Below are 18,854 nucleotides of genomic sequence, written 5' to 3' on the forward strand. Positions count from 1 at the left end.
CCCACCATGAAGATTGCCGCCAGTTCCGCCGGGCGTGTCCTGCTGCTTTCCTCGATCGGCCATGGGCTGATGCACATGATGACGGCGTTTTATGCCGTGATCGTGCTGACCCTGGCGGCCGTGTGGAACCTTCCGGTCGAGAAGCTGCTCGAGCTCTATGCCCCGGCAACGGTGCTGCTGGGCATCATGTCGCTGCCGGCCGGCTGGGCCTCCGACCGCTTCGGCGCGCCGGTCATGATGGTGGTGATGTTCGCCGGCATGGGCCTGAGCTCGATCGCCTGTGGCCTGGTGCCGACCGGCGACACGCTTGCCCTGTCGATCGCGCTCTGCGGCATCGGTGCATTCGCCGCGATCTATCACTCGGTCGGTATAGCCTGGGTCATCCGCACGGCCAAGGAGCAGGGCCATGCGATGGGCGTCAACGGCCTGTGGGGCAGCGCGGGGCTCGCACTCTACGGTATCGTGCCCGGCGTGCTGATCACGCTCGCGTCGTGGCGCGCCGCCTTCATCGTTCCCGGCCTGATCTGCGTCGCGATGGCGTTCGTCACGGCCTGGAACCTGCGCACCGGCAGGATCGGCGACCGGCCGATGCCCGCGACGCCCGGCGTCACGGCCGGCCGCGCCGAGTTCTGGCGCGTCTTCTCCGTGCTCTCCGTAACCATGGCGCTGGAAGGCGTGATCTGGCAGGCGGTCATGTTCGGCTCTGCGCTGGTCTTCGAAACGCGCTTCAGCGGCGAGATTGCCGCCCTGCGCGAGGGTTTCGCGTCATGGGGCTTCATCACCGAGACCGTGCTGTGGGTCGGCTTCGCGACGTCGCTGATCTACATCGTTTCGGGCGTCGGACAGTACGCGATGGGCCGGCGCATCATCGATCGCTATCCGCTCAAGACGACCTACGTGGTGGCCTCGGCGCTGCAGGTCGTGGCGATGCTGGGCCTCGCGATGGGCAACGGCTACGTTGCGCTTGCCGGCGCGATCTTCTCCGCGCTGCTGAGCGCAGCAGCGGGTCCGGTCGAGAACATTATGATCGCGCGCTACACGCCGAGCAAATATCACGGCCTCGGCTTCGGCGCGAAGTTCGTGGTGGCCTTTGGCGCCAGCCCGCTCGCAATCCTGCTGATCTCCTGGATCCGCGGTGCCACGGGCAGCCTCGACCTGCTGTTCTTCGGCCTGGCTGGCACGTCGCTCGCCATCACCGCGGTGGCGCTCCTGCTGCCGAGCGAGCGCTCCCGCAGCGCGGCGATCGTCGCGCCGCAAGCCGCACCGGCTGAATAGCTACTTGGTCGCGCGCGCCGCCTTGTAGGCCGGCCGCGACAGGCAGCGGTCGAGCCAGGCGCCGACATTCGGGAACGGCCCGAAATCGTATTTGATCGGCTTGGCCCAGGTGCAGATCGAGGCGAGGTTCAGGTCGGCCACGGTGAAGCTCGAGCCCAGCAGATAGTCACGGCCTTCGAGCGCCGCATTGAGCACCGCGAACGGCTTGGGCAGCGCCTTCTGGGCCTCGGCGACGGCGTCGGGCTTGCGCTTGTCGGGCGCGGTCATGAACATGTCGATCAGGATCGTCAGCAGCGGCTTTTCGATCTCGGTCATGCCCCAGAAGCTCCACTGGTGGCACAGCGCCTGGTCCTCGAGGCTGGCCGGCAGGAAGCCGTTCTTGTTGAAGCGCGCGGCGAGATAGAGGTTGATCGCCATCGATTCGAACAGCTTGAAGTCGCCGTCGACCAGCGCCGGCACCTTGCCGTTGGGATTGACCTTGAGATAGTCGGGGTTCTTGAGGTCCTTCATTTCCTTCGCGATGTGCTCGAAGGGAATGTCCAGCTCGTGCACGATCCACAGCGCGCGTGCGGCGCGTGAAGCGGTAGGTCCGTAAATCTTGATGGTCACGACGTTCTCTCCCCCAAATCAGGAGCGACGATAAGACGAACGGTCAGTCGGCGAAACCGTATTCGCTGCCGACATAGCCGTGGCGATGGCCGAAGCGCTCGGTCATGACCGTGGCGAGATCCTTGTCCGGGGCCGCGATCCAGCCGCCGGCCCGCACGGCATAGTGCTTCGCAGCCGTCGCGGCCCGGGGTTCGCCGCCGGTCGACAACGCCCGCGCCGCGCCCACCAGCATCTTGCGGAACTCGACGATGCCCACGTCGGTCGGACCGAGGTGCTCGCGGGTCCGGTCCTGGATCGGGCCCTGGCTGTCCTGGATGGCGGCGTCCTGCTCGCTCACGCCCATGATGCCGGTGAAGCTCTCCGCCTTCTGCTTCTCGCGGTCGAGCATGTAATCGTTGTGGATGTTGCGAACCGGCACGTACGCGTCGTCGACCTCGGCGTGGAGGCTGAGCCCCCCGGCGTACTTCTCGCGCTCGGAGTTGGTGAACGGCCGGTCGGGTAGCCAGCTGTAGGTGTAGATCCAGCAGTTGACGTCATCGACCGGCACCCAGCACTGGCCGTGATAGACGTCGCCCGGGAAGGCGACCGGCACCAGCGCGTGATTGGGCATCAGGAACTGCGAGATGCGCCAGTATTTGTCGGTGCTGTCGGTCTTGCGCGCGGCGCCGATCACCAGCCCGGTGTCGTGACCGGTGATCGCGAAACGCGGCCGCGGATCGTCCATCACCCAGCGGATGCGGTCCTGCAGCTCCTGGCCGGCGCCGATCGCAGAGGTGCTGCGAAAGATCTCGAGCTTCGTCTTCTCGTCCTTGGACGGGATCTTGTGGAGGAAGGAAAAGTGCGCGGTGTCGATCGCGCCCTCGAGGCTCTGCACCCAGTTGCAGTCCTGCCACTTCTTGGAGACGTAGCGGCTCGACGCCGGCACCAGCCCGAGCTCGAGCTGCGGCAGCTCCGGCACGTTGTCGCGCGGACCCATGTAGACCCAGACGATGTCGGCCCATTCGCGCACCGGGTAAGCGAGCAGCTTGATCGTGTCCTTGTAGGTCGATTCCGGCGGCGAGGTCGGCAGGTCGACGCAGTTGCCGTCGACATCGAACTTCCAGCCATGGAAGGAGCATCGGATGCCGCATTCCTCGTTGCGGCCGTAGTAGAGATTGGCGCCGCGATGCGGGCAGTGCGGCTCGACGATGCCGATCCTTCCATTGCTGTCGCGGAACGCGAGCAGATCCTCACCCATGATCCTGATCTTCTTCGGCGGCCCGTCGCGCTCGGGCAACTCCTCGGAGAGGAGTGCCGGCATCCAGAAGCGGCGCAGCAACGCGCCCATCGGCGTATCCTTGCCGCTCTGCGTGAGGAATTCGTTGTCTGCCTTACTAAGCATCAGTCACCCAATCCGTACTGGTTGCCGATGTAGCCGCGCGGGTGGCCGAATCGCGCGGTCATGACGGCATCGAGGTTCTTGTCCGGTGCCGCGACCGCGCCGCCGGCGCGCACCGCGTAGCGCGGCGCGGAAGCGGCGGCCTTGGGCGGGGTCCCGGCCTGCAGGGCGCGGGCGGTGCCCATCAGCATCTTGCGGAATTCGACGACGCCGACGTCGGTCGGGCCGAGATGCTCCTTCGTGCGGTCCTGGGTCGGACCCATGCTGTCCTGGATGGCCGCGTCCTGTTCGCTGACGCCGACGATGCCGGTGAAGGTCTCGTGCTTCTGCGCCTGGCGGTCGATCAGGTAGTCGTTGCGCGGGTTGCGCAACGGCATGAAGTCGTCGTCGACCTCCGCATGGACGTTGAAGCCGCCGTCGAACTTCATCCGCTCGGCGTTGCTGAAGGGACGGTCGGGCTGCCAGCAATAAGTGTAGATCCAGCACGACACATCGTCGACCGGCACCCAGCACTGGCCATAGTAGATCTCGCCGGGGAAGGCCGTGGGTGTGTAGGCATGGTTGGGCATCAGGAACTGCGAGATGCGCCAGTAGAGATCGGTCGTGTCGGTCTTGCGCGCCGCGCCGATCAGGAGGCCGGCATCGTGGCCGTGCACGGTGAACCTGGGCCGCGGGTCGTTGTGGATCCAGCGGATGCGATCGTCCGGCGTCGACTGGTCGGCGATCGCGGCCTTGGCGAGCGCCGCGCGCGCCTTGGCCTCGTCCTTGGCCAGCACGGCATGCAGGAAGGAGAAGTGCGCGGTATCGAGCGCGCCCTCGACGCTCTGCACCCAGTTGCAGTCCTGCCATTTTTTGGTGACGTAGCGGCTCGATGCCGGGACAAGGCCGAGCTCGAGCTGCGGCAGTTCGGGCACCTGGTCGCGCGGCCCCATGTACACCCAGATGATATCGGCCCATTCGCGTACCGGATAGGCGAGCAGCTTGATCGTGTCCTTGTAGGTCGATTCCGGAGGCGAGGTCGGCAGATCGACGCAGTTGCCGTCGACATCGAACTTCCAGCCGTGGAAGGAGCATCGGATGCCGCATTCCTCGTTGCGGCCGTAGTAGAGATTGGCGCCGCGATGTGGGCAGTGCGGCTCGACGATGCCGACCCGGCCGGTGCTGTCGCGGAAGGCGAGCAGATCCTCGCCGAGGACCTTGATCTTCTTCGGCGGCCCGTCGCGCTCCGGCAGCTCCTCGGAGAGGAGCGCGGGCATCCAGAAACGGCGCAGCAGATCGCCCATCGGCGTATCCTTGCCGCTCCGGGTCAGGAATTCGTTGTCGGCCTTGCTCAGCATCGATGCTTCTCCCAAAGCAACCATGTCATCCCGAGCACAGCGAGGGATCTTTCCTGATCCGGCAAGGATCCCTCGCTGCGCTCGGGATGACAGTTATGTCGTAGCCTTTTCCAAAGCTTGCTCCAGATCGGCGATGATGTCGTCAGCCGTTTCGATGCCTATCGACAGGCGGATCACGTCCGGCCCGGCGCCGGCCGCGACGCGCTGCTCGTCGGAGAGCTGGCGGTGGGTGGTCGAGGCCGGGTGGATGATCAGGCTCTTGGCGTCGCCGATGTTGGCCAGGTGCGAGAAGAGATCGACGCTGTCGACCACCTTCATGCCAACCTCGTAGCCGCCCTTGACGCCGAAGGTGAAGATCGAGCCCGCGCCCTTGGGCAGGTATTTCTGCGCCAGCGCATGGTACTTGTTCGACGGCAGGCCGGCGTAGTTCACCCACGCCACCGCCGGATGCTTCTCGAGATATTGGGCGACCTTCAGCGCATTGGCACAGTGACGCTCCATGCGCAGGCCGAGCGTCTCGATGCCCAGCATCGTGAGCCAGGCATTGAACGGCGCCTGGCTGGGACCGAGGTCGCGCAGGCCCACGGCATGGCTGTGGAAGATGTAGGCCATGTCGCCGAAGGTCTCGAAGAAGTTCAGCCCGTGATAGGCAGGCTCCGGGCCGGCCAGGCTCGGGAACTTGCCGCCTTTCGCCCAGTCGAACTTGCCCGAATCGACGATCGCGCCGCCCATCGACGTGCCGGTGCCGCTCAGGAACTTGGTCGTCGAATGGATCACCAGCGTGGCGCCGTAGTCGATCGGCTTGCAGAGGTAGGGCGTGGCCAGCGTGTTGTCGACAATGAGCGGCACGCCGGCTTCTTCGGCGATCCTCGCGATCGCTTCGATGTCGCTGACCACGCCGCCCGGATTGGCCAGGCTCTCGATGAAGAACGCCTTCGTCTTGTCAGTCACGCCCCGCTTGAAGTTGTCCGGCGCGTCGGCATCGACGATGTGCGCCTTCCAGCCGAACTTCGGATAGGTGTTCCTCATCTGCTGCAGCGAGCCGCCGTAGAGACGGGAGGCGGCGACGATGTCGTCGCCCGGCGTCATCAGCGGGAACAGCGCCAGCACCTGTGCCGCATGGCCCGACGAGGCGACGGTGCAGCCGCGGCCGCCTTCGAGCGTGGCGAGCCGCGTCTCCAGCGCGGCGTTGGTCGGGTTGGTCAGGCGCGAATAGATGAAGCCCACAGTCTGCAGGTTGAACAGCGCGGCGGCGTGGTCGGCATCGTCGAAGGCATAGGCGGTGGTTTGATAGATCGGCAGCGCCCGCGCGCCGGTCGTCGGATCGGGGCCGGCACCGGCATGGATCGACAGGGTCTCGAAGCCGTAGGTCTTGGTCATTAGGCGACTCCGCCGAACACGATGCAGGCCGGGCTCGGCACCTTCACCCTGACGGGGCTGGGCGACAGCTTGCCGTCGCGGCCGACCTTGTAGGTGACGATCGAGTGGCCGCCCTGGTTGGCCACGTAGAGGAACCTCTCGGAAGGATCGAAGGCAAAGAAGCGGGGCACGCTGCCCTTGGTCGGCACCCACTGCCTGGGTTCGAGCGTGCCCTTGCCGGGATCGATCGCGAACACGCCGATGCTGTCGTGCCCGCGATTGGAGACGTAGACGTTGCGGCCGGCGCGATCGACGGCGATTTCCGCGCCTGTGCTGTAGCCGGTGAACTCGGGCGGCGTGGAGGGCACGGTCTGCAGCGGCGTAAGCTTTCCGCTGGTGCGGTCCTGGCTGTAGGTCGTGATCGTCGAATCGAGCTCGTTTATTACGTAGGCGAAGGCGCGTCGCGGATGGAAATCGATGTGGCGCGGGCCGGCGCCGGGCCGCGCGGCGACCTCGTTGACGTGGACCGCGAGGCAGCGTTTGGAATCGAGGCGATAGGCGATGATACTGTCGGCGCCCTTGGTCGGCAGGTAGAAGAACTTGCCCTGGCGATCGAGCGGATTGTGATGAGGCCGCACGTTCTTCTGTTCGGTGCGATGTGGCCCCAGCGTGCCCTTGACCGTCGCGAGGGTCGGGTAGGGGCCGAGCGTTCCGTCTGGCTTCACCGGGAAGACCGCGATCGAGTCGGTGCCGTAGTTGGTGACAAACAGGAACTTGCCGGACGCATCGAAGGCAAGATGGATCGGGTTGTAGCCGCCGGTCGGCTGGCGGCCGATCGCCCGCAGGTGGCCGGTGTTGCCATCGATCGCATAAGCGGTGACCTCGCTGCGGTCGCCATGCACCGAATAGAGGAACCGGCCGGACTTATCGATCGCGAGGAACGACGGGTTCTCCAGCCCTCCCAGCAGTTGCACGTGCTTGAACGCCCCGGTGCGACGATCGACGCGATAGACGTTGATGCCTTTGCCACGGCCGTCGCGCTCGGGAGTGGTGTAGCAGCCGACATATGCGAAAGTGTTCATGCCGCCAGCATGCCGTTAGCCGGAGGTGGCGACAATCGCTGCAATCCGGTTTGCACCGGCTGGCCGCTGCGCGAAAAATTCTCGGAGATCGTCGCGCGGCCTCCGCTGATCAATTGACCGGTGTGAACAATTGTTCATAAGATCGTGGCAACCGGTCGAAGACCGCAAGAATAGTTGAGTAGGGAGGAACGCCATGAACACAATCCATGCGCGCCTGGCGGGCCGGCGTGGTCTGATCAAGGGCGTCGGTGCTATGGCTGCCGCAGGCGCTGTCGGCATGCCGGCAATCGTCAAGGGGCAAGGTGGCACGATCAAGATCGGCGTACCGACCATCCAGTCGGGCCGCGTGGCCCTGGTTGGCCTGACCAGCGTCGGGGGCCTGCGCTCGGTGCTCGACAAGGTCAACGAGGCGGGCGGCATCAACGGCAAGAAGATCGAGCTGGTCGTGCGCGATTCCAAAGGCGCGCCCCAGGAAGCCGCCAAGGTCACGCGCGACCTGATCAACAACGATCGCTGCCAGATCATCATCGACGCCGAGGCGTCGAGCGGCGCGTTTGCAGTGCACGAGGTGATCCGCGAGATAGGCGTGCTCTGCCTCCACACCAACTCCGAGACCTCGTCGCTGACGGCAGACCCCAAGCTTCATGTGCCGACGGCGTTCCGCACGGCACGCCAGGGCATCCATGACGCGATCGGCGGCGGCGATTACGCCGCCAGGATCGCCAAGGCCAAGGGCCTGAAGAAGTGGGTCACCTGCTCGCCGGACTACGCCTATGGCCGGTCCAACACCGCCGAGTTCATGGAGTATGCCAAGCATTTCGAGGGCTCGATCCAGGTCGTCGAGGAGGCGTGGCCCAAGCTGTTCCAGCCCGACTACACCGAGGTCGTGACCAAGGTGTTGAACTCCAAGGCGGACGCCATGTATTCGGCGCTGTGGGGCGGCGACCTGTCGGCCTTCATCGACCAGGGCAATCTCTACGGACTGTTCGACAAGCAGGCCTCGTTCATGGTCAATCTCGGCGACTACGGCGTGGTCGACGAGGTCAAGCAGTTCCCGGCCGGCGTTTATTCCGGCGGCCGCTACAATCGCACCGTGCCGGCGACCAAGGAGAACGAGGACTGGTACCAGGCGTATGTGAAAAACTACAAGCACAAGCCAACCAACTGGTCGTGGGAAAACGCGACGGCCGCCACCTTCCTGGTCGAAGCGCTGAGGGCGACCAACGGCGACACCGACGGCAAGAAGCTCGCGGCGGCGCTCAAGGGCATGACGATCAAGTCACCGTGGGGCATGGACGGCACGATCACCATGCGCGCCGACGACAATACCATCGTCAACTACATCATCGGCTACGGCCTGTCGCAGTCGAAGGAACCCTACATCAGCGACTTCAAGAGCTCGCCGTGGGAACCCATCCTCGAGCTCGAGAAGCAATGGAAGAAGAAGCTGGGCTACGCCTGATTAGAGAGTGCGCCGGCATTCGCCGCCTGCGGTCACGCCCAGCTTGATTGGATAGGGCTCGATTGGATAGCTCGTGGATCTAGAAGCATTGATGCGTTGCCTGGGCACAGGGTCGTGCGTCGTCACCCAGCTCACCAGCGGCATGATCATCGGGATGCTGCTGTTCCTGATCGCATCGGGCGTGACGCTGATCTTCGGCGTCCTGAACGTAACCAACTTCGCGCACGGCTCCCTCTACATGGCCGGCGCCTACATCGCGCTCACGCTGTACCAGGCCAGCGGCAACTATTTCATCGCCGCCCTCGGTGCGGCGGTTGCCGTCGGGTTGCTCGGCGTGGCGTTCGAACGGCTCTTGATGAGCAAGGTCTACGGCTCGAACGTATTGATGCAGCTTCTGGTCTGCTACGCCGTGATCCTGATCTCGGACGACCTGGTCAAGATCATCTGGGGGCCGAGCAGCCTGTCGATGGGCATGCCGGCCGAGTTCCGGTTGCCGCCGCTGCGCTTCATGGGCGGCGTCGTACCGCCGTTCTACCTATTCATGATCTCGGCCGCGATGGTGATCGGCGTCGCCTTGTGGCTGGTCATCGAGCGCACGCGCTTCGGCAAGATCGTGCGCGCCGCTGCAATCAACGGTCCTATGGTTTCGGCGCTCGGCATCCGCGTCAACCTCTACTACGCCGCGGTGTTCGGGATCGGCAGCGCGCTGGCCGGGGCCGCTGGCGCGCTCGCTGCGCCGGTCCGGTCGCTGACACCCGGCATGGGGTTCTCGATCCTGATCGAGTCCTTCATCGTCACTGTGATCGGCGGCATGGGATCGATCGTGGGCGCCTTCGTGGCGGCGCTGCTGATCGGCTTCACGCGGTCGTTCGGCAGCATCGGCTTTCCGCTGTTCGTCGACGGCGTGATGTTCCTGTTCATGGCGCTGGTGCTGATCTTCAAGCCGAGCGGCCTGTTCGGCCGTCCCCACCGGTAGAGCGGCATGACCAGACGCTGGCGCGATCTCGGACTGGCCGGCCTCGGCTTCATCGTCCTGCTGCTCGTCCCGCTGCTCGGCGCACCACCCGCCATCCGCGACTTCATCATGTTCGCGATGGCCTACGGCCTGCTGGCGATGTCCCTCAACCTGCTGATCGGCTACACCGGACTCGTCTCGTTCGGGCACGCGATGTTCTTCGCCTCGGGTGCTTATGCCTTCGGCCTCGCCATGCAGTCGGGCAAGTTCTCGATCCCGGCCGCCTTTGCCCTGGCGATCGTCTTCACCGCCGTTCTGGCGGTGATCATCGGAGCGATCTGCGTGCGGCTGAACGAGATCTATTTCGCGTTCCTGACGCTCGCCTTCCAGATGCTGATCTACAACATCATCCTCGGCTGGGTGTCGTTCACCGGCGGCGACCAGGGCCTGATGGGCGGCATCCCGCGGCCGAAGTTCCTCGGCATCGACCTCGCCGACCGCACCCAGCTCTATGTGTTCTGCTCGGTCCTGTTCGTCGTTTGCATCGCCATCATGCGCCAGATCGTGACCTCGCCGTTCGGCTATACGCTGCGCCTGATTCGCGACAACCAGGAGCGCGCGGCGTTCCTCGGCATCGACGTAGCGCGCGCCAAGCTGGTCTGTTTCGTCATCTCGGCCTGCGTGGCGTCGGTCGGCGGCATCCTGCTCGCCCTGTTCGTGTCCGGCGCCTATCCCAACTTCGGCTTCTGGACGACCTCGGGCGAGGCGATCTTCATGATCCTACTGGGCGGCTCGACCGTATTCCTGGGCCCGGTCATCGGCACGGTCATCCTGCGCATCCTGACCGACGTCACTGTCGCCTACACCAGCCACACCGAGCTGGTCCTGGGCATCGTGATCCTCGTCCTTGTGCTCGGGCTGCGCAAAGGTCCGCTCGACGTGATCGCCGAACGCCTCGAGAATCGGCGCCAGGCGAAGGCCGAGAAGGTGCGCGACGCGGCCGATGCCGCCGGCGGGAAGAAGCCATGACGCGGGCGGAGGTCTCGTCGTGCTGAAGCTCGAGGGAGTCGCCAAGTCTTTCGGCGGCGTTGCGGCCACGCGCAATGTGTCGCTCACCTTTGCCGACGGCTCGTTCACCGCCGTCATCGGTCCCAACGGCGCGGGCAAGACCACCCTGTTCAACCTGATCACTGGCCGGTTTGCGCCCGACGCCGGCCGCATCCTGCTGGCCGGCGTCGACATCGCGGGCCTTGACCGGCGCGAGATCGTCCGCCGCGGCATCGGCCGGGCGTTTCAGGTGGCCAGCCTGTTTCCGACATTGACAGTCGAGGAAGCGCTCGCGGCGGCGGTGCATGCCCATCAGCGCCGGGAAACCGCCAAGCTGCAGTCGTTTCCGCTCGCCTCCGCCGCGTCGCGCGCCGGCGAGATCATGGAGATTCTGAAGCTCACCCGGGTCGCGGGCATCCTGAGCCGCAACCTCAGCCATGGCGACCAGAAGCTGCTCGATATCGGCCTCGCCCTGGCGCTCGATCCCAAGGTCCTGCTGCTCGACGAGCCGACCGCCGGCATGGGCCCGGAAGAGCGCTGGCAGATGATCGAGACGGTGCAGGGCCTGTGGCGCGCTGTCCACATGACGCTGATCTTCATCGAGCACGACATGGACATCGTCTTCAAGGTCGCCCAGACGGTTCGTGTGCTGTCCTATGGCACGGTTCTGGCCGAGGGAACGCCGGACGAGATCAGGCGAGATCCCAGGGTGATCGAGGCCTATCTCGGCAAGTCGGCCGTTGCATGAGCGGCGAGACGATCCTCGAGGTCGACGGCATCGACGTGTTCTACGGCGCGAGCCAGATCCTGTTCGGCGTGTCGCTGGACGTCGAGCGCGGCCAGTCGCTGGCGCTGCTCGGCCGCAACGGGGCGGGCAAGAGCACGACCATGAAGGCGATCATCGGGCTGGCGCCGCCGCGGCGCGGCACGATCACGCTGCATGGTGTCGCGGTCCATAGAAAGTCGGCCGACCACATCGCGCGCGGCGGCATCGGCTTCGTGCCGGAAGACCGTCAGATCTTTCCCGAGCATTCGGTCGAGGACAATCTGCTGATCGGCGCCAAGGACGGCCCCGGCGGCCGCAGCGACTGGACCCTGGAGAAGATCTACGACGTCTTTCCGATCCTGGCGTCGATGCGCGGGCGGATGGGCGGGCGCCTGTCGGGCGGCGAGCAGCAGATGCTGACCATCGCCCGGACCCTGATGGGCAATCCCGAAGTGCTGCTGCTCGACGAGCCGAGCGAGGGACTGGCGCCGATCATAGTCGAGAAGATCGGCGAGCTGATCCAGCACCTGCGCGGCATGGGCATCACCCTGGTGGTGGCCGAGCAGAACATGCACTTCTGCCTCGACATCGCGAGCCATGTCGCGGTCATCGACAAGGGCCACATCGTCTATCGCGATTCGATCGACGGGCTGAAGGCAAATGACGAGGTCAAGCGCCGCTATCTCGCCGTTTAGTCAGCCGGAAGTGGCGAGGATCGTTCCGACGCCCAGAACCATCAGAACGATTCCGGCCAGCTCGCGCCGGCTGATCGCTTCCCGGAAGATGCGCAGGGACACTGCATAGGTGAACAGCACCTCGATCAGTATCAACGTGCGGACTTTCGATGCCGATTCGAGAGCGAGGGCCGTCACGTTGGCGAGCGAGGCCGATGCGCCGGCGCCCCCCGCGAATAGCGATAGCCGCCAGGCCCGGAACGCCTCCAGAAGGATCGCGGGGCTGCGCGCCAGCAACCAGGCGGCGAGCAGCACGGTTTGAAGCAACTGGGCCCAGAACAGCGTCTCGGCGGCGGCGAGGAAGGGCGAATCGGCGGCGAGCGCCAGATTGGCACCGCGGTATCCGACGATCGAGATGGCAAAGGCAGTGCCGGACGCGAGGCCGAACAACGCGGCGGGATCGGCCCAGCTTCCCGTGGTTCGCGGCGACAGCAACACGACCCCGAAGGTCGCGAGCGCGATGGCGGCAAAGGTGAGCGGGGAGGCGCGCTCGCCGAGGAAGACGATCGAGAACAGCGCGACCTGGATGACCTCGCTCTTGGAGTAGACCAGCCCTATCGCGAAGCTGCGCGCAGCCATGGCGCGCAGCAGCAGGGCGGTGCCGGCGGTCTGGCTGAGGGCCGAGAGCACGACCCAACCGGCGAAGCTCCATGTCAGTCGCGGCGAGTCGAATTCGCGCAGCGCAAGAATGCCAAGGAGCCAGAGCGCCAGCAGCGGCAGGCCGTAGAGGAAGCGCACGAGCGTCGCGCCGAGCGTGCCGAGCTCGTCGGTCAGGCGGCGCTGCGCGGTGTTGCGGACGGTCTGGGCAGCGGCGGCGAAGAGGGTGAGGGGAATCCAGAGCCAGGAAGGGGCGATCATCGCGTGAGGATCACGGCCAGTCCGGGATTGTTGTCCTTCAAAGCGAGCGACAGGCCGTGAAGGCTCGCGATCGCCTTCACCAGTGCGAGGCCGAGCCCGCTGCCCTTGGTGGTGCGGCTGCGGTCGAGGCGGTAGAAGCGGTCGAACACCTTGTCGCGCTCGGCCTCGGGGATGCCGGGGCCGGTGTCGGTGACCTGAGCTTCGAAGCCGGTTGCCGTCTTGTGCAGCACGAGCCGGACCGTGCTGCCGGCCGGCGTGTGACTGAGCGCGTTCTCGATGAGGTTGGAGAAGAGCTGCGCCAGCAACTGGCGGTCGCCCGTCAGGGTGACGCTGTCGTCGATCGCTGCCTCGAGCCTGTGGCCCACATCCTCCGCCGGTGGCGCGTAGGCATCGACGATGCTCCGCAGGAGCCCGGACAGGTCGACCTCGGCGAAGGCGCTTCGCTGCGCGCCAGCCTCGATCTGGGCGATGCGCAGCAGGGCGGAAAAGATGTCGAGCAGCCCGTCCGCTTCTGTAATGGCGGCCTCTGTTGCGGCCTCGTACTCGCCGGTGGTCGTGGCGCGCTCGCGGGCATCCTCGAGCCGCTGGCGCAGGCGGCCGAGCGGCGTGCGCAGGTCGTGCGCGATGTCGCTGGTCACCTGGCGCAGGCCGTCCATCAGCTGCTGGATGCGGTCCAGCATGGCATTGAGGCCGACCACGAGCTGGTCGATCTCGTCGTTGTTGCCGCGCACGGGGATGCGGGCACTGAGATCGCCTTCCATGATGGCGCGGCTGGTGCGGCCGATCGTGTCGATGCGGCGCACGAAGTTGCTGCCCAGCAACACGCCGCCGCCGATCGCGAGCAGGAGAGTCAGCGCGCCGGCCCAGGCGAAGGCCTGAATGATGGCGTGTTGCATGTCGATCAGGCGGCTCGCGTCCTGCGCCACCAGGATGAACGAGCCGTCGCGTAAGGTGAGGCCGAAGCCGGTGAGCTTGCTGCGCGCATCCTCGGGGTCGCCGGGAACATGGTCGCGCACGAAGTCGACGACGCCCTCGACCGGCGGCATGCCGGGCAGGTTGCCGACGACGACCTGCTGGGTGGGCGCCTGCACCAGGTAATAGATCGGACCGCGCGTGCGGAAGTTCATGCGCCGAGTCACTTGTTCGGCGAGCCCCAGCAGGCCCGAACGCCGATGGATCTCCGCCAATTGCAGCGCCTCGGTGCGCAGCACGGCCTGCATGTCGCTTTGCAGTGCTGCGGTGGCGATCACGAACACTGTGGCGAACAGCACGCCCGCCGAGACGACGAACAGGCCCGCGTAGACGAGCGCCAGCCGGAAGGCGGCCGAGCGCAGGATCCTAGTCAGGGGTGCGAATGACATAGCCAGCTCCCCGCACGGTGTGGAGCAGGGGCTTGTCGAAGCCCTTGTCGATCTTGCCGCGCAGCCGCGAGATGTGCGTCTCCACGATGTTGGTCTTGGGGTCGAAATGAAAGTCCCAGACCTTCTCCAGCAGCATGGTGCGCGTGACGATCTCGCCGGCGTGGCGCATCAGGTATTCGAGGATCTTGAATTCCTGGGCGAGCAGCTCGATGCGTTTGCCGCCGCGCGTGACGGTGCGGGCGAGCAGGTCGATCTCGAGGTCACCAGCGCGCAACGAGGTCGTCGCGACGATTGGCGGCCGGCGGGCAAGCGCACCAACCCTTGCCATCAGCTCGGCGAAGGCGAAGGGCTTGACCAGGTAGTCGTCGGCCCCGGCCTCGAGGCCGGCGACCCGATCGTCGACCCCGCCCATGGTGGTCAGGAACAGGGCCGGCGTCTTGGTGCCCGAAGCGCGCGCGGCCTTGACCAGCGACAGCCCGTCCATCTGGGGCAGGTTGCGGTCGACGATCATTACGTCGTAGGGCTCGCCGGTCGCCATATAAAGCCCGTCGCGGCCGTTGTCGGCCTTGTCGACGACGTGGCCGTGCTCGCGCAGGCCCTTGGCGATGTAGTCGGCGGTTTGCCTATCGTCTTCAATCAAAAGGATTTTCACGGGGCCAACTATACAAACATTCAATGTTGCGGCCATGGGGGTGCCATGGACCGGGCCCCATATTCCTCCCGTGAGCAACGAGGAGGCTCTCTCAAAATGACCAAGACCAAGTCCCGTATCTTCGCCGCCCTGGCCCTCACGACGGCGCTGACCGCACCGGCCCTGATCGTCCCGATGCTGACCGCACCCGCGGCCGTCGCCGGCGAGCCGGTCCCGCACGACTTCGCCGACCTGGCCGCCAAGGTCACGCCGGCCGTCGTCAACGTCTCCGTCACCATGAAGGCCGATGCGGCCGACAATGACGAGACCCAGATGTCCGACCGCTCGGCGCAGTCGCAGATGGAAGAGTTCATGCGCCAGTTCGCCGAGCGCTTCGGCCAGCAGGGCGGCCGCCAGCAGCGTCCGCATCCCAAGGCCCAGGCCGTCGGCACCGGTTTCATCATCGACTCGTCCGGACTGATCGTGACCAACTTCCATGTCGCCGGTAAGGCCGACAAGATCACCGTCACCCTGGCGGACGGCCGCAAGCTGCCGGCCAAGCTGCTGGGCGGCGACGAGAAGACCGATCTCGCCGTGCTGAAAGTGTCCAGCGACAAGCCGCTGCCGTCGGTGAAGTTCGGCGACGCCAGCAAGGTGCGCGTCGGCCAGGCCGTCATGGCGGTCGGCAACCCGTTCGGGCTGGGCGGCACCGTGACGACCGGCATCGTGTCGGCGCGCGGCCGCGACATCCAGTCGGGTCCGTTCGACGACTACATCCAGACCGACGCGGCGATCAACCGCGGCAACTCTGGTGGCCCGCTGTTCGACATGGACGGCAACGTCATCGGCATCAACACCGCGATCTATTCGCCGACCGGCGGCTCGATCGGGTTGGGCTTCGCCATCCCGGCGAGCCTCGCCGAGCCGATCGTGGGCCAGCTTAAGGAGCATGGGCGGGTCGAGCGCGGGATGCTGGGCGTCCAGATCCAGCCGGTGACGGACGAGATTGCCAGCAGCCTGTCGCTCGGCTCATCCGCCGGCGCCCTGGTGGCGCAGGTCGAGCCGAAGAGCGCGGCGCAGAAGGCGGGTATCCAGTCGGGCGACGTCATCAAGACGGTCGACGGCAAGGACATCGCGACCGTCCGTGACCTGACCCGCACGATCGCGAATGTCACGCCCGGCAACACGGTCAAGCTCGGCCTGGTGCGCGACGGCAAGGACATGACCGTCAGTGCCAAGCTCGGCGACTACTCCAAGATGGGCAAGCAAGCGAAGGCCGATGATGAAGAGCAGAAGGCGCCGGAGAAGGTGTCGGGCGGCTCGTTCGGCTTCTCGCTGGCGCCGATCTCTCCGGAGACGCGCCAGCAGCTCGGCCTCAAGGACGGCGTGAAGGGTGCCCTGATCGCCGCCGTGGAATCCGGCAGCCCCGCCGACGAGCAGGGCCTGCGCGCCGGCGACATCCTCCAGCAGGTCGGCCGCGACGCGGTCGAGACGCCGAAGGAGGCGGTGTCCAAGCTCAAGGAAGCGAAGGACACCAAGAAGCCGGTGCTGATGAAAGTCTATCGTGAGGGGTCCACTCGCTTCGTCGCTGTCTCTCCCCGGGCGGCTTAAGCGAAAACCTCGCGGCGGAGCCGGCGGTGGGCCCCACCACCGCCGGCTTTGTCTTATCTGGAAATCGACAAGGGAGGCGCGCTGCCGTCGGTCCGAAGCGATCGAGGAGCGTGGCGCGCGGGGCGGAGGCTCGCGGTGCCGGCGTATGTGGCGCCGCGGGCCTCTTGCCGTAGTACAGTGCCGAAATGGCGGAGCACACCAGGATCGAATGGGTCGACCACACCTTCAACCCGTGGATCGGCTGCACGAGGGTCAGCCCGGCGTGCGACAATTGCTATGCCGCTGCCATGTCGCACCGGCGACGCTGGGCCCGGTTCGAGGCCCGCGCGCCCCGGCGACGCACCTCGGCTGGCAACTGGCTGCTGCCGCTGCGCTGGAATCGCAAGGCCGAGGCGGCCGGCGTTCGCGCCAAGGTGTTCGGCCCGAGCCTGGCCGATCCGTTCGACGCCGAAGTCTCGCCGGAATGGCGTGAGGATTACCTGCGGCTGATCGAGGCGACGCCATCGCTCGACTGGATTTTGTTGACCAAGCGGCCGCTGGTGGCACGCAAATTCTTCGCCGGCCGCAAGGTGCCCGACAATCTCTGGCCCGGCATCACCGCCGAGAACCAGACCACGCTCGACCTCCGGGCGCCGCATCTTCTGGCGATCGACGCCAGGGTACGCGTTGTGTCGGCCGAACCCTTGTTGGGGCCGCTCGATGTCTCGCAGTGGTCGGCAGGATTGGGCTGGATAATCGCCGGCGGCGAAAGCGGGCCGCGGGCGCGGCCATCGAATCCCGACTGGTTCCGTTCGTTGCGCGCGCAATGCGTAGCCGCCGGCATCCCGCTGTTTTTCAAGCAGTGGGGTGAGCACGGCCAGGATATGGTCAAGGTCGGCCGCCGCAAAGCCGGCGCGATGCTCGACGGCCGCGCGCATCGCGCCGCGCCGGTTCAGAGCGCGGGCATCACTTCCTTCGAGAACAGCTCGACGGAGCGCTTCGATTCCTCGAACGACAGGTCGCCGAAGGCGAGCCTGCACAGGCAGTAGTTGATGCCGGCGACATCGTTGTCGCGCTTCAGCCGCTCGCGCACGGTAGCGGGCGAGCCGGCGACCAAGTAGCCGCCGTCCATGGCGGGCTCGAACTCGGCGGGGATCATCTGGCGCGGCAGGCCGACGCCGTGCGCTCGCCAGAGATGGATCAGCGCGTCGTACCAGAGTGCGAAGGCGCGCTTGGCCGCGCTCTGCGCCTCCTTGTCGGTGTCGCCGACCACGATATGGCGGCTGAGCCCGATCATCGGCATGTCGGCTTCGCTCTTGCCCAGTGCCTTCCAGGCAGCGCGGTAGCGCGCGGCGAACTCGCCGACACCTTCCGGCTTCATGCCGACCACCGTGTTGCAGGCCTGCTTGGCGAGCCGGTCGGCGCTCTCCAGCGAGTTGGCGCCGTACCACAGCGGCGGATGGGGGCGCTGCACCGGCACCATCTCCATCGGCACGTCCCTGAAGGTGAAATATTTGCCTTCATGGTCGAGGCGCTTGTGCGTCAGCCCCTTCAGGATCACCTCGAACGCCTCGGCGAAGCGCTCCGGCCCGGTCGCCGGATCGACGCCGTAATAGCCCACTTCGTAGGGTGAGATGCCTCGGCCGATGCCGAGCTCGAGCCGTCCGCCGCTCATCTGGTCGAGCATGCAGATCTCGTCGATCAGGCGCAGCGGATGATAGAGGTTGACCGTGTAGACCAGCGGCCCGAAGCGCAGCGTCTTCGTGCGCTGGGCGACGGCAGCGAGGAACACGCTGGGCGAGGGCGCCATGCCGAGCGGCGTGGCGTGATGCTCGGCGAGGTGATAGGCGTGGAAGCCGCTCTTCTCGTAGAGCTCGATCAGTCGCAGCCGTTCGTCGAATTGCCGGTGAAGATCGCCGCCGGCGCGGTCCATGTGATCGAAGATGCCGAACTTCATGTGCAGTTTCCCCCATTTTCACGCATGGTATGATCGACCCATGACCGATGTCTCGCCCGAAACGCTGCCGACCGAGAAGGCCTTGTCCGCCCTCTGTCAGCGCTGGCTCATCAAGGAGCTGTCACTCTTCGGCTCGCTCGCACGCGGGGAGGCGGGGCCGGAAAGCGACGCGGACGTTCTAGTGACGTTTCAGCCGGAGGAGCATTGGGATCTTTGGGACATGGTCGACCTGCGCGACGAGCTCGCGGACCTTTTCGGCCGGCCTGTCGATGTCGTTGTCGAGGGCGCGATCCGAAATCCGATTCGACGCCAATCGATCATGCGGGACCAGAGACGGCTCTATGCCGCCTGATCAAGACCGCCGCGTAGGAAAAACGTGACGCAATTCTCTCGCTGATAGCGAATTGTCTCGTCGTCCCGAGCGAAGCCGCCCGAAGGGCGGCGCAGTCGAGG

At 65.9% G+C, this 18,854-nt stretch carries 18 protein-coding genes; 9 read left to right on the plus strand and 9 right to left on the minus strand.

The genetic code is table 11. The features are described 5' to 3' along the window. Positions 1 to 6: 6 nt before the first annotated feature. Positions 7 to 1,275 (plus strand): MFS transporter, encoded by a 1,269-nt coding sequence (locus ACQY8M_RS25075; protein WP_428661234.1) that lies wholly within the window; start codon positions 7 to 9, stop codon positions 1,273 to 1,275. On the opposite strand, the gene ACQY8M_RS25080 is transcribed toward ACQY8M_RS25075, so the two are convergent. The 5 genes from ACQY8M_RS25080 to ACQY8M_RS25100 form a co-directional block, all read right to left on the minus strand. After that, a complete protein-coding gene (locus ACQY8M_RS25080; protein WP_428661237.1) occupies positions 1,276 to 1,884 on the minus strand; it encodes a glutathione S-transferase family protein in 609 nt (202 codons plus the stop codon). 43 nt (positions 1,885 to 1,927) lie between these two features. Continuing rightward, positions 1,928 to 3,265, minus strand: coding sequence for a Rieske 2Fe-2S domain-containing protein (locus ACQY8M_RS25085; RefSeq protein ID WP_428661240.1), 1,338 nt, complete (start codon positions 3,263 to 3,265; stop codon positions 1,928 to 1,930). Further along, a complete protein-coding gene (locus ACQY8M_RS25090) occupies positions 3,265 to 4,599 on the minus strand; it encodes a Rieske 2Fe-2S domain-containing protein (protein ID WP_428661243.1) in 1,335 nt (444 codons plus the stop codon). Before ACQY8M_RS25090 ends, ACQY8M_RS25085 begins: the two co-directional genes overlap by 1 nt. Positions 4,600 to 4,692: 93 nt before the next feature. Beyond that, entirely contained in the window at positions 4,693 to 5,979 is a 1,287-nt protein-coding gene (locus ACQY8M_RS25095) for an O-acetylhomoserine aminocarboxypropyltransferase (RefSeq protein WP_428661246.1), read from the minus strand. After that, entirely contained in the window at positions 5,979 to 7,040 is a 1,062-nt protein-coding gene (locus tag ACQY8M_RS25100; protein WP_428661249.1) for a lactonase family protein, read from the minus strand. The genes ACQY8M_RS25095 and ACQY8M_RS25100 overlap by 1 nt, the downstream gene beginning before the upstream one ends. A gap of 193 nt (positions 7,041 to 7,233) precedes the next feature. On the opposite strand from ACQY8M_RS25100, the gene ACQY8M_RS25105 reads away from it, so the two are divergent. From ACQY8M_RS25105 to ACQY8M_RS25125, 5 genes are all read left to right on the plus strand, one after another. After that, positions 7,234 to 8,502, plus strand: coding sequence for an ABC transporter substrate-binding protein (locus ACQY8M_RS25105; RefSeq protein ID WP_428661252.1), 1,269 nt, complete (start codon positions 7,234 to 7,236; stop codon positions 8,500 to 8,502). A gap of 91 nt (positions 8,503 to 8,593) precedes the next feature. Beyond that, a complete protein-coding gene (locus ACQY8M_RS25110) occupies positions 8,594 to 9,478 on the plus strand; it encodes a branched-chain amino acid ABC transporter permease (RefSeq protein ID WP_428661255.1) in 885 nt (294 codons plus the stop codon). 6 nt (positions 9,479 to 9,484) lie between these two features. Next, positions 9,485 to 10,486, plus strand: a complete 1,002-nt coding sequence (locus tag ACQY8M_RS25115; RefSeq protein WP_428661258.1) for a branched-chain amino acid ABC transporter permease — start codon at positions 9,485 to 9,487, stop codon at positions 10,484 to 10,486. 19 nt (positions 10,487 to 10,505) lie between these two features. Continuing rightward, a complete protein-coding gene (locus ACQY8M_RS25120; RefSeq protein WP_428661261.1) occupies positions 10,506 to 11,252 on the plus strand; it encodes an ABC transporter ATP-binding protein in 747 nt (248 codons plus the stop codon). Then, positions 11,249 to 11,965: an ABC transporter ATP-binding protein gene (locus ACQY8M_RS25125; RefSeq protein ID WP_428661264.1), complete on the plus strand. Its 717-nt coding sequence runs from the start codon at positions 11,249 to 11,251 to the stop codon at positions 11,963 to 11,965. The genes ACQY8M_RS25120 and ACQY8M_RS25125 overlap by 4 nt, the downstream gene beginning before the upstream one ends. On the opposite strand, the gene ACQY8M_RS25130 is transcribed toward ACQY8M_RS25125, so the two are convergent. The 3 genes from ACQY8M_RS25130 to ACQY8M_RS25140 are packed head-to-tail and all read right to left on the minus strand — an operon-like array spanning position 11,966 to position 14,875. Continuing rightward, the gene (locus ACQY8M_RS25130) at positions 11,966 to 12,862 is read right to left on the minus strand and encodes an EamA family transporter (protein WP_428661267.1); all 897 of its coding nucleotides are present in this window, start codon (positions 12,860 to 12,862) and stop codon (positions 11,966 to 11,968) included. Next, positions 12,859 to 14,223 carry an ATP-binding protein gene (locus ACQY8M_RS25135; RefSeq protein ID WP_428661270.1) on the minus strand — a complete coding sequence of 455 codons (1,365 nt, stop codon included), beginning with the start codon at positions 14,221 to 14,223 and terminating at the stop codon, positions 12,859 to 12,861. Before ACQY8M_RS25135 ends, ACQY8M_RS25130 begins: the two co-directional genes overlap by 4 nt. Further along, entirely contained in the window at positions 14,201 to 14,875 is a 675-nt protein-coding gene (locus ACQY8M_RS25140) for a winged helix-turn-helix domain-containing protein (protein WP_428661273.1), read from the minus strand. The genes ACQY8M_RS25135 and ACQY8M_RS25140 overlap by 23 nt, the downstream gene beginning before the upstream one ends. A 96-nt stretch (positions 14,876 to 14,971) precedes the next feature. On the opposite strand from ACQY8M_RS25140, the gene ACQY8M_RS25145 reads away from it, so the two are divergent. Both ACQY8M_RS25145 and ACQY8M_RS25150 read left to right on the plus strand, forming a co-directional pair. Continuing rightward, complete coding sequence (locus tag ACQY8M_RS25145; protein ID WP_428661276.1) at positions 14,972 to 16,465, plus strand: Do family serine endopeptidase; 1,494 nt, start codon at positions 14,972 to 14,974, stop codon at positions 16,463 to 16,465. 185 nt (positions 16,466 to 16,650) lie between these two features. Continuing rightward, positions 16,651 to 17,493 (plus strand): DUF5131 family protein, encoded by an 843-nt coding sequence (locus ACQY8M_RS25150; protein WP_428661279.1) that lies wholly within the window; start codon positions 16,651 to 16,653, stop codon positions 17,491 to 17,493. Here the strand turns inward: ACQY8M_RS25150 and ACQY8M_RS25155 are convergent. After that, positions 17,397 to 18,401 carry an LLM class flavin-dependent oxidoreductase gene (locus ACQY8M_RS25155; protein WP_428661282.1) on the minus strand — a complete coding sequence of 335 codons (1,005 nt, stop codon included), beginning with the start codon at positions 18,399 to 18,401 and terminating at the stop codon, positions 17,397 to 17,399. The two genes, ACQY8M_RS25150 and ACQY8M_RS25155, sit on opposite strands and share 97 nt — an antisense overlap. Here ACQY8M_RS25155 and ACQY8M_RS25160 point away from each other — a divergent pair. After that, positions 18,388 to 18,753: a nucleotidyltransferase family protein gene (locus tag ACQY8M_RS25160; protein ID WP_428661285.1), complete on the plus strand. Its 366-nt coding sequence runs from the start codon at positions 18,388 to 18,390 to the stop codon at positions 18,751 to 18,753. The two genes, ACQY8M_RS25155 and ACQY8M_RS25160, sit on opposite strands and share 14 nt — an antisense overlap. Positions 18,754 to 18,854: the final 101 nt, after the last annotated feature.

The sequence above is a fragment of the Reyranella sp. genome, from assembly GCF_965279465.1.
Classification (GTDB): domain Bacteria; phylum Pseudomonadota; class Alphaproteobacteria; order Reyranellales; family Reyranellaceae; genus Reyranella.